General features: G+C 68.4%; 8 protein-coding genes. 3 read left to right on the top strand and 5 right to left on the bottom strand.

Going from position 1 to position 9,885, the window contains the following annotated elements:
- Nucleotides 1-38 precede the first annotated feature (38 nt).
- Entirely contained in the window at nt 39-605 is a 567-nt protein-coding gene (yeiP, locus tag O0J73_RS19440; RefSeq protein WP_005409468.1) for an elongation factor P-like protein YeiP, read from the top strand.
- 81 nt (nt 606-686) lie between these two features.
- Here the strand turns inward: yeiP and O0J73_RS19435 are convergent, their stop codons facing one another.
- The 4 genes from O0J73_RS19435 to O0J73_RS19420 form a co-directional block, all read right to left on the bottom strand.
- The gene (locus O0J73_RS19435) at nt 687-1,382 is read right to left on the bottom strand and encodes an MliC family protein (RefSeq protein ID WP_308309412.1); all 696 of its coding nucleotides are present in this window, start codon (nt 1,380-1,382) and stop codon (nt 687-689) included.
- A gap of 83 nt (nt 1,383-1,465) precedes the next feature.
- Nucleotides 1,466-1,858, bottom strand: a complete 393-nt coding sequence (locus tag O0J73_RS19430; RefSeq protein WP_308309411.1) for a nuclear transport factor 2 family protein — start codon at nt 1,856-1,858, stop codon at nt 1,466-1,468.
- Entirely contained in the window at nt 1,839-4,988 is a 3,150-nt protein-coding gene (locus O0J73_RS19425) for a multidrug efflux RND transporter permease subunit (protein ID WP_308309410.1), read from the bottom strand. Before O0J73_RS19425 ends, O0J73_RS19430 begins: the two co-directional genes overlap by 20 nt.
- A 36-nt stretch (nt 4,989-5,024) precedes the next feature.
- Nucleotides 5,025-6,173 (bottom strand): efflux RND transporter periplasmic adaptor subunit, encoded by a 1,149-nt coding sequence (locus O0J73_RS19420; RefSeq protein WP_197564929.1) that lies wholly within the window; start codon nt 6,171-6,173, stop codon nt 5,025-5,027.
- A 129-nt stretch (nt 6,174-6,302) separates the two neighbouring features.
- On the opposite strand from O0J73_RS19420, the gene O0J73_RS19415 reads away from it, so the two are divergent.
- Complete coding sequence (locus tag O0J73_RS19415) at nt 6,303-7,019, top strand: response regulator (protein WP_008267289.1); 717 nt, start codon at nt 6,303-6,305, stop codon at nt 7,017-7,019.
- A complete protein-coding gene (locus O0J73_RS19410) occupies nt 7,019-8,095 on the top strand; it encodes an ATP-binding protein (RefSeq protein WP_308309409.1) in 1,077 nt (358 codons plus the stop codon). Before O0J73_RS19415 ends, O0J73_RS19410 begins: the two co-directional genes overlap by 1 nt.
- Here O0J73_RS19410 and O0J73_RS19405 read toward each other — a convergent pair.
- Nucleotides 8,073-9,869, bottom strand: coding sequence for a DUF4105 domain-containing protein (locus tag O0J73_RS19405; RefSeq protein ID WP_308309414.1), 1,797 nt, complete (start codon nt 9,867-9,869; stop codon nt 8,073-8,075). The two genes, O0J73_RS19410 and O0J73_RS19405, sit on opposite strands and share 23 nt — an antisense overlap.
- Nucleotides 9,870-9,885 lie beyond the last annotated feature (16 nt).

Genomic DNA, 9,885 nt, shown 5'->3' with positions numbered 1-9,885 from the left:
CGCCGGGACGGCGCCCTCCCCCAACGACCAACATCATCATGAAAGCCAACGACATCAAGAAGGGCAACGTCGTCGAGTACAACAACGGCGTGTACCAGATCCGCGACATCGAGCGCAGCTCGCCGCAGGGTCGCGGCGGCAACGTCCGCTTCCGCTTCATCATGTACAGCGTGCCGGGCGGCAACAAGCTCGACGCCAGCTTCGATGCCGACGACAACCTGGTCGAGGTTGAACTGCTGCGCCGCCAGTCCACCTACTCGTACAAGGACGGCGACGCTTTCGTGTTCCTCGATGACGAGGACTACACCCCGTACACGCTGGACGCGGACGTGATCGGCGACGACGCCGGCTACATCACCGACGGCCTGACCGGCATCTACGTGCAGGTCATTGACGAGCAGCCGGTGGCGATCCAGCTGCCGGCCTCGGTGGTGCTGGAAGTGATCGAGACCCCGCCGGAACTGAAGGGTGGCACCGCCACCAAGCGCCCGAAGCCGGCCAAGCTCAACACCGGTATCGAGATCATGGTGCCGGAGTACATCGTCAACGGCGAACGCGTGCTGGTGAACACCGCCACCGGTGAATTCGCCGGACGCGCCGACTAAGCGCCTCGTGCTGCCTGCGGCGCACGCCGCCTCAGGCAGCATCCTCGGGCAGCTGGGCACCGTGACGGCTCTACGGATCGCTTACGGCTGCTGGGCGCCGAAGTTGCCGCAGCCGTGGTACTGGCGGGTGCCGATGGTCAGATTCACCTTGGCCTCGAACGATTCGCCACTCATGTCGTCCTGGCAGGTGGTGCGCTGGAAGCTGAGCTTGACGTCGGTGCCATCGGACGCCTTCCCGCTCCAGCCGTCGGCACCTTCGGTGGGCTTGGCCACGTCGAAGCGGCGCTCACCGTAATCCACTTCCACCTGCAGGCCGGGCTTGTCGCCATCCACGACCGCCAGCCAGCCCGGTTCGTTGCCGGTAGCACGGAACGCCGCGTTGCCGGCGCTGCCATCGCCCTCGGTGGCTTCCACCGCGTGGCATTCGCGGTCCGGCTTGCCCTTCAGGCTCAACAGGCCGTCATCGCTGCCCTTGGTCCAGAAGCTGTTGCCCTGGCCATCACCATACTTCGCGCCCGACGCCGCCCGCTCGGAGGTCATCGCAAAGCTGCGATCGCCGATCACCACCGTGGCCGCATCCTCGCCATTGAAGGTCGCGCGCACGTTCAGATCGCCGCACTGGTACAAGGTCTCGCTGCCGGCGCCGGTGCTGGCAGCCGGTTCGGGCGCGGCCGGCGGCGCGGCATCATTGCCGCCCGCGGCGGGCGGCTGTGCCGGCTGGCACGCAGCCAGCACCAACCCCAGGGAGGCTGCCAACAGACTGGGAACTACACGCATGGCTCGACTCCTTGTCGACACTACTGAGAGGATCGACCCTATCACCTGGCGGTGAGCGGGGCCTGAAAGCGGCCTGACCACGCTCACGCGGCCAGCACCGCCATCGACAGCAGTTGAGCGCCGCTGTCGCCGGAACTGCAGGTCCACACCCGCAGCAGGCGCAGTTTCAATTCGCACTCACGGCCCTGCCGACACACCGCCAGGCGTACATCGCTGGACACCAGCGCCAGCCGCCCGCACAGCAGCGTCTCCACCGTGTGCAGCTGCAGGCTGCGCACCTGCAGGTGGCCTGCGAGCCACTCGCCCAGCCAGGGCAGCTCGAGCATGCGCCCGCCCTGTCCATCCATCATGAACAGCGCTGGCGATACCAGCGTGCCCAATGCATCGTGGTCGCCGGCCAGCAGCGCCTGGCACAGACGCTGCTCCAGTGCGATCAACTGCAGTTCATGCAGGTCGTCAACGATGTCCCGTTCCATCCACGGATCCTTCCGGCATCGGCCGGCGCCTGCGCAGGCGTTGCGCGATCCATTGCCGCGCGCCCTGCACCACTACATAGAAGACCGGCACGAAGAACACCGCCAGCACGGTCGCACTGACCATGCCGCCGAACACACCGGTTCCGATCGCCTGCTGGGTTTCCTTCGACGCGCCCTGCGCCAGCATCAGCGGCACCACGCCCAGCGCGAACGCCAGCGAGGTCATCACGATCGGCCGCAGGCGCAGCCGCGCCGCCTCCAGCGCCGCTTCGGCCAGGCCGCGCCCCTGCTGCTGCAGCTGCCGCGCGAATTCGACGATGAGGATCGCGTTCTTCGCCGACAGCCCGATCACCGTGATCATGCCCACCTTGAAGAACACATCATTGGGCATGCCGCGCAACAGCACCGCCGCGACCGCCCCGAGCAGGCCCAGCGGCACCACCAGCATCACCGCCAGTGGAATCGACCAGCTCTCGTACAGCGCCGCCAGCACCAGGAACACCACCAGCATCGACAACAGCAGCAGCCACGGTGCCTGTGCCCCCGATTCGCGCTCCTGCAGCGATTGGCTGGTCCACTGCAGGGCGAAGCCGGAGGGCAGCTGCCTGGCCAACCGCTCCATCTCCGCCATGGCCTGGCCGGTCGACACGCCCGAAGCCGGTGCGCCGGACAGATTCAGCGCCGGGAAACCGAGATAGCGCTGCAGCTGCAGCGGCGCCTCGGTCCAGTGCGGCGTGACCAGTTCGGACAGCGCCACCATGCCGCCTTCGCTGTTGCGCACGTACAGCTTCAGCACGTCCTCCAGTTCCATCCGGTGCGGTGCGTCGGCCTGCAGGATCACCTGCTGCAACCGGCCCTTGTTGGGGAAATCGTTGACGTACTGCGAGCCCATCGCTGCCGACAGCGTGCTGCTGATGTGCTCGAAGCCCACGCCCATCGCCTCGGCCTTGGCGCGGTCGATGTCCAGCCGCACGCTGGTGCCGGCCGGCAGGCCATCGGCATGCACCTCCGACAGCAGCGGGCTGGCCTCGGCCAGTTTCAGCAGCTGCTGCAGGGCCGCACGCAACTCGGCCTGGCTCTGCCCGGTGCGTGCCTGCAGGGCCAGCGAGAAGCCGGACGAACGCCCCAGGCTGTCGATGGCCGGTGGCATCACGCTCATCACCTCGCCCTCGGCGACGGCCGCCATCGCCTTCTGCGCCGCCGCCACCTCACCGGCTGCGGTAGCACCGGCGCGCTCGCCCCAGTCCTTCAGCATGGTGTAGGTCAGCGCCGCGCTCGGGCCGGAACCGGAAAAGCTGTAACCGAGGATCGACTGGTTGGAGCCGATGCCCGGGCGCGACGCCACATGCCGTTCGTAGGCTTCCACCACCGCCAGGGTGCGCTCGGCCGTGGCTTCGGCCGGCAGCTGGATCGAGGTCATGAAATAACCCTGGTCCTCTTCCGGCAGGAACGCACCCGGCAGCCAGTGCAGGCCCAGCAGCAATGCGGCCACCAGCGCAGCGAACACGCCCATCACCCGCCCGCTCCGCTGCAGCACCGCGGCCACGCCGCGCTGGTAACGCCCGGTCATCCTCTCGAAGCCACGATTGAAGGCGCCGAACAGCCCGCCACGACCGTGATGACCATGGCTATTCGGGCGCAACAAGGTCGCGCACAGCGCCGGGGTCAGGCTCAGCGCCAGCAGCGCCGAGAACAGGATCGACACCGCCATCGCCACGGTGAACTGGCGGTAGATCGCGCCCACCGAGCCGCTGGCCAACGCCATCGGAATGAACACCGCGGTCAATACCAGGGTGATGCCGATCACCGCGCCGGTCAGCTCGCGCATCGCCTTGATGGTGGCCTCGCGCGGTGGCAGGCCCTCCTCGGCCATGATCCGTTCCACGCCCTCGACCACCACGATCGCATCGTCGACGATGATGCCGATCGCCAGCACCATCCCGAACATGGTCAGCACGTTGATCGAGAAACCCAGCGCCAGCATCACCGCGAAGGTGCCCAGCAGCGCGATCGGGGCGACCAGCGCCGGAATCAGCGTATAACGCCAGTTCTGCAGGAACAGGTACATCACCGCGAACACCAGCAGCATCGCTTCGAGCAGCGTCTGCACCACCTTCTGGATCGAGATCTTGACGAACGGCGCGGTGTCGAACGGAATGCTCGACTCCACGCCACGCGGCAGCAGCGGTGCCAGCTCGGCCATGCGTTCGCGCACTGCGGCGGCGGTCCGCACTGCGTTCGCGCCCGGGCGCAGCTGCACGCCGGCCGCCGTCGCCGGGTGACCGTCTTCCCGCGTGCCCCAGGCGTAACTCTGTGCACCCAGCTCCACACGGGCGACATCACCCAGCACGACCCTTGAACCGTCGCTGCCAGCACGCAGCACGATGGCGGCGAACTGTTCCGGCGTGGACAACTGGCCATCGGCGCTCAACGGCACGGTGATGCGCTGGCCGGGGACACCCGGCGAATCGCCGATGCGGCCCGGCGAGATCTCCAGGTTCTGCTGCTCGATGGCCGCGGCCACGTCGCCCATGGTCAGGCCGTAGCCGGTCAACCGGGTCGGGTCCAGCCACACCCGCATGGCCTGCTCGGCACCGAACAGCTGTACGCGGCCGACGCCATCGATGCGGCGCAGCTCTTCGATGATGTTGCGCGCCATGAAGTCACCCAGCGCCGCCTCGCTGACACTGGCATCCGGCGAGCGCAGGCCGACCAGCATCAGGAAGCCGGAATCGGCCGCTTCCACGAACAGGCCGTTCTGGCGCACGCTGCGCGGCAGTCGCGGCTCGATCGCCTTGATCCGGTTCTGCACGTCCACCTGTGCCAGCTCCGGGTTGGTCCCCGGCTTGAAGGTGGCGGTGATCGAGGCTTCACCGGAGGTATCCACCGACGATTCGAAGTACAGCAGGTGCTTGACGCTGGACAGCTCGCGCTCGATCAGTCCGACCACCGCGTCGTTCAGCGTCTGCGGGCTGGCACCCGGGTAGCTGGCATAGATGCTGACACTGGGCGGCGCGACGGCCGGATAGCGCTCCACGGCCAGGCGCGGAATCGCCAGTACGCCCGCCAGGATGATGAAGATCGCCAGCACCCAGGCGAACACCGGGCGATCAATGAAGAAACGTGCCATGTTGGATTTCCCTGGAGAGACTGGCCCGGGAAAGGCTCAGCCCTTGCTGCCGGCCTGCACCGCACCGGCGCTGGCGACCGGTCGCTGCCAGTCGCGCGCATCGACCACCACGCCTTCCTGCAGGCGCTCCTGGCCCTCGACCACCACCCGCTCGCCGGCCTTCAGCCCGTGCCGGACCAGCCACTGGCGATCAACGCTGCCGTCGACCTCCAGCGTGCGGATCACTGCCTTGCCGTCGCCCGCGATCACCCAGGCGTAGGCCTGGCCACCCGCGCTGCGCAGCACCGCCTGCTGCGGCACGGTCAGCGCACTGGCCGGGGCGCCGCGCGGCACCCTGGCACGCACGTACATGCCCGGCAGCAGCTGGCGCTGCGGATTGTCGACCAGTATGCGCAGGATCACATCACCGGTGCGCGCATCGACGTTGATGCCGGAGAACAACAGCTGGCCGCGTTCGGACAGCGGCTTGCCGGCCGCGCCGATGATCGTCACCGGCAGTTCGCCAGCGCCGGCGGCGCTGCGCTGCAGCGACTCCAGCTGCGCGGCCGGCTGGCGCACGTCGACGTAGACCTGGTCGATCTGCTGCACCACCGCCATCGGCTCGGCATCGGCGACGCCGACCAGCGCCCCTTCGGTCACCAACGCCTGGTCGATGCGGCCGGCAATCGGTGCGCTGACCGTCGCATAGCGCAGATCGAGCTGGCGACGGGACAGGATCGCGCGCGCTTCATTCACTGCCGCGCGTGCCTGTTCGTACTCGGCGCTGGCATCATCGCGATGCTGCTGGCTGACCGCCTGCGCGGCGGCCAGGGCATGCAGTCGCTGCGACTGCACGCGGCTGCGGCCCAATGCCGCTTCACTGCGCTGCAGCGCAGCCAGCGCTGAGTCGACGTCGGCACGGAAAGCGGCCGGATCGATCTGGAACAGGGGCTGGCCGGCGTTCACTTCGGCGCCCTGCTCGAACAGGCGGCGCTGCACGATGCCACCTACCTGTGCGCGGATCTGCGCGGTGCGCACGGCGGCCACGCGGCCGGGCAGTTCGTCGTCACGTTGCACCACCTGCGGGCCGACAGTGACCACGCTGACACGCGGTGCGGCTTCGGGCGGGGCTTCGGGGGAGGAGCAGGCCGTCATGGCCAGAGCGAAGGCCGCGATCAACGCGGCCGGAGTCCTGAAGGTTCTCATTGCTGTGCACAATGCCGCGCGGGCGGCTGAAAGGTTCTGAAGAACGCAGTGTGCGGGGCGATGATGGGGTTTCGATGGAGGAACTGTGGAGATACGATGGAGGCAAGCACCTTAAGGCCCCGCCCCCGCATGCATGCCTCCCCTGCCCTGGCCGCCCTCGTCCTGATTGTCGAGGATGAGGCCGAGATCGCCGATATTCTCACCGCCTATCTGGAACGCGAAGGACTGCGCACCCTGCGTGCCGCCGATGGCCACGGCGCGCTCGACCTGCACCGCAGCGCCCGCCCCGACCTGGTCCTGCTGGACGTGCAACTGCCTCGCCTGGATGGCTGGAGCGTGTTGACCCAGCTGCGCCAGCGCGGCGATACGCCGGTGATCATGCTGACCGCGCTGGACCAGGACCTGGACAAGCTGACCGCACTGCGCATGGGCGCCGACGACTACGTGGTCAAGCCGTTCAACCCGGCCGAGGTGGCCGCGCGCGTGCGCGCCGTGCTGCGGCGTACACTGCGCGCTTCGCGCGTGGATGCACCCAGCGCGCTGCGCGTGGGCCCGCTGCTGATCGACTCGGCAACCCATGCCGTGCACGTGGAGGGCGACGGCTACAGCCATGAAGTCCTGCTCACCCTCACCGAGTTCAAGCTGCTGCACTGCATGGCACTGGCACCCACGCGCATCTTCAGCCGCAGCGAACTGATGCACGAGTGCCTGCCGGAGAGCGAGGCGCTGGAGCGCACCGTCGACAGCCATGTCAGCAAGCTGCGACGCAAGCTGGATGAGGTGGGCATGCTCAATGTACCGGCCAGTGTGCGCGGCGTCGGTTACCGGTTGATGGCCGACCGCTGATGGGCACCCTGCGCCGCTCCGGTCTGAGCCGCCACATCATCGTCTCGATGTCGCTGATGGTGATCGGCGTGATCGTGATGATGATCCTGTCTTCGTGGCTGTTGTATGCAGTGCTGGTCGAGTTCTTCCCCGGCAGTGCCGAGGAGCCGGAAAGCTGGCTGCCTACCGGGCCGGAGCTGGCGTGGATGGTCGGGGTGATCCTGACCGGACTGGCCCTGGCCATCGCGGCCTCGTTCCGCCTCGCACATCGCATCCTGTCGCCGCTGAACTCGCTGGTCGACAGCGTCCGCGCGCTGGCCGGCGGCGATCTCGGTGCACGCGCCAGCGTCGAAGAGAACTCGCCGGGCGAAGTGGCCACCCTGGTCGAGGATTTCAATGCGATGGCGCGGCGCCTGCAGCACATGGAGAGCGAGCGGGCCATGTGGCACGCCGCGATCGCCCACGAGCTGCGCACGCCGGTGACGATCCTGCGCGGCCGCCTGCAGGGGCTGGCCGAAGGCGTATTCCAGCCTGACGAATCCCAGTTCCGCCGCCTGCTTGCCCAGGTCGAGGGCCTGTCGCGCCTGATCGAGGACCTGCGCGTGCTGAGCCTGTCCGACAATGCGCGGCTGGACGTGCGCCGCGCGCGCACCGACGTGGTGGCCGAGGTGCATTCGGTGATGACCCTGGTCGACCCGCAGTTCCGCGCTGCCGGCTTCGTGCTGGAACTGGAAACCAGCCGCGAGGAACACACCGCGCACTGCGACCCGACCCGGCTGCGCCAGGCGCTGCTGGCACTGCTGGAGAACGCGCGTCGCTATGCCAGCCCGGGCAAGGTGCGGATTGCGGTGCATGACACGCCAGCGCATGTGCAGGTGGCCATCGAAGATGAGGGCCCGGGCATCGACCCGGAACTCCACACCGATATCTTCACTCCGTTCATGCGTGCCGACGGCTCGCGCTCGCGCCAGGGCGGCGGCAGCGGGCTCGGCCTGGCCGTTGTCAAGGCCATCGCCGACGCCCACGGAGGCCGCGTCTACTGCATGCCGGGCAGCGCCGGCGGCAGCCGTTTCGTCATCGAACTGCCGCGCCAGTAGGCGAGCTGGCGGCCTGCGTGCGCAGGCGTGCACCAAGCGCGGCCAGATTGGCATCGATCGCATCCATTTCCTCGCGCTGCTTCACCGGCAACTGCTGGCGCAGCTGCAGGCGCAGCGCCTGCCACGCCGGTACCGCCTGCGCGCTGGCAGTGGCCACGGCCTGCATCAGGAGCGCCTGCTCGTCGGCCAACGGCAATCCGTAGCCATCGCCCTGCAGCAGCGTCCCCGGGCGCAGCCATTGCCCACTCTGCTCCAGCAACCCGCGCAGGTTGCGGGTCTGGGCACTGTCCGGTGCACCCAGCAGCTGCCGCTTGAGCACATCGCGCGCGCGCAGTTCGGCACGCCGTTGCGTAGCCTGCTCCAACAGCAGCAGGCCTGCGCTCGCCCGCAGGTCACCCTGCAGCAGCCACGGTGCCCGCTGCCGTGCGGGCAGCTTCAGCCAGCCGCGCACATCGCGCGCGGGCAACGCCAGCTGGGCGGCAGCCACATTGAACAACTGCTGGAAGTGGTCACGCGCCGAGGCGAAGTAATAGCCCTGCGCCTGTGCTGAATCGCGATCGTCCAGTACCTGCTCGTCCAGCACCTGCAGGCGCGCCAGCCGGCGCTTCAGCCCGCGCGGGCTCAGCTGCGCCAGGCCGGCACTTCCGAGCCGCGGCACACCGGCCTGCAGCAGCTTCGCGGTCTCCACCGCGCAGTTGTTGCTGACGAAGTAATAGCGCCCGTCATAGCTCCAGTGCACCTGCGCGGTACGCTCGAGCAGGCTGGCGATCTCGTCGCGTTCCAGCTGCAGGGGCAACGACTGCAGCCCGCGAAGTTCGACCTTGGTGTACTCGTCCACCACCTGCTGCAGTGGCAGCACGAACAGGCGCGAGGGATAGCCGCCGGTCAGGCCGCGCCAGTTTGAAATCTGCACATCGCCGACAAAGGCGCGGAACGACAGCACGCGGTGGTATTCCAGATCGAGGCGGCAGTCCGGCCCCGGCGCGCGGCCGGGCCGGCAGATCACCAGCCGCAGCATGCTGTGGCCCCAGCGGCTCATCGGCTGCGCGCTGCCTTCGGCGAACAGGTAATCCACCGCGTACACCCGTGAGGGATCCAGCTGCAGCAGTGATGCCGCCCCCTCTTCCGGCTCCGCCTGCAGCAACGGAACACTGCTATCGCACTGCGGCTGCGGCAGCGACGGCGGTGTGCCGAAGTGTTGCTGGTACCACTGCGCCAGTGCCGGCCGACGGCAGGTGAACTCGGCATCGAGCACGAAATGCTCGGCATTCACCGCGAGGTATTCGGCCGGATCCTTCAGCTCATAGCCATCCGGGCTGCGATCACGGAAGTCGTTGTGGCCGCGACCGAGATGCCACGGCTTGCGTTGCCACCCGGCCAGATCGCGCCAGCGCGCACTGCGCGACCAATCGGCGCCATTGCGGTCGGCGACGTGGGTCAGCTCGTGCACCAGTGCGCTGCGTCGAGCCCGTCGCGCACCGGGCACGCGGTCGTCCAGCAGGTCGCGGCGCAGCGTGATGCGGCCGGCGAATGCACGGCCATGCACCTCGGCGGGCAGGTCAGCGCCCCAGCGCACCTGCACCTGCGTCGGCAACGCACGTAGCAGGCCGTCCGGCAGCAGTGACTGCACATCGGCCAGGGTCTGGCCGGCCAGCTGCTGCTGCGCAGGGCTCAGCCCTGCCGGGTCGAGCTGCAGGCGGTCGGCTGCGTGCGCGACGTGGGCGATCAGCAGTAGAGCCACGCCGTGAGTGGCTGCGTTGCGTGCAGATGTCATGGCGTTGGGGGGGGGC

Source organism: Stenotrophomonas sp. Sm6012, from assembly GCF_030985895.1.
Classification (GTDB): Bacteria; Pseudomonadota; Gammaproteobacteria; order Xanthomonadales; family Xanthomonadaceae; genus Stenotrophomonas; species Stenotrophomonas forensis.
The sequence above is the reverse complement of the archived record's forward strand: the minus strand, read 5'-3'. Positions and strand labels throughout refer to the sequence as shown.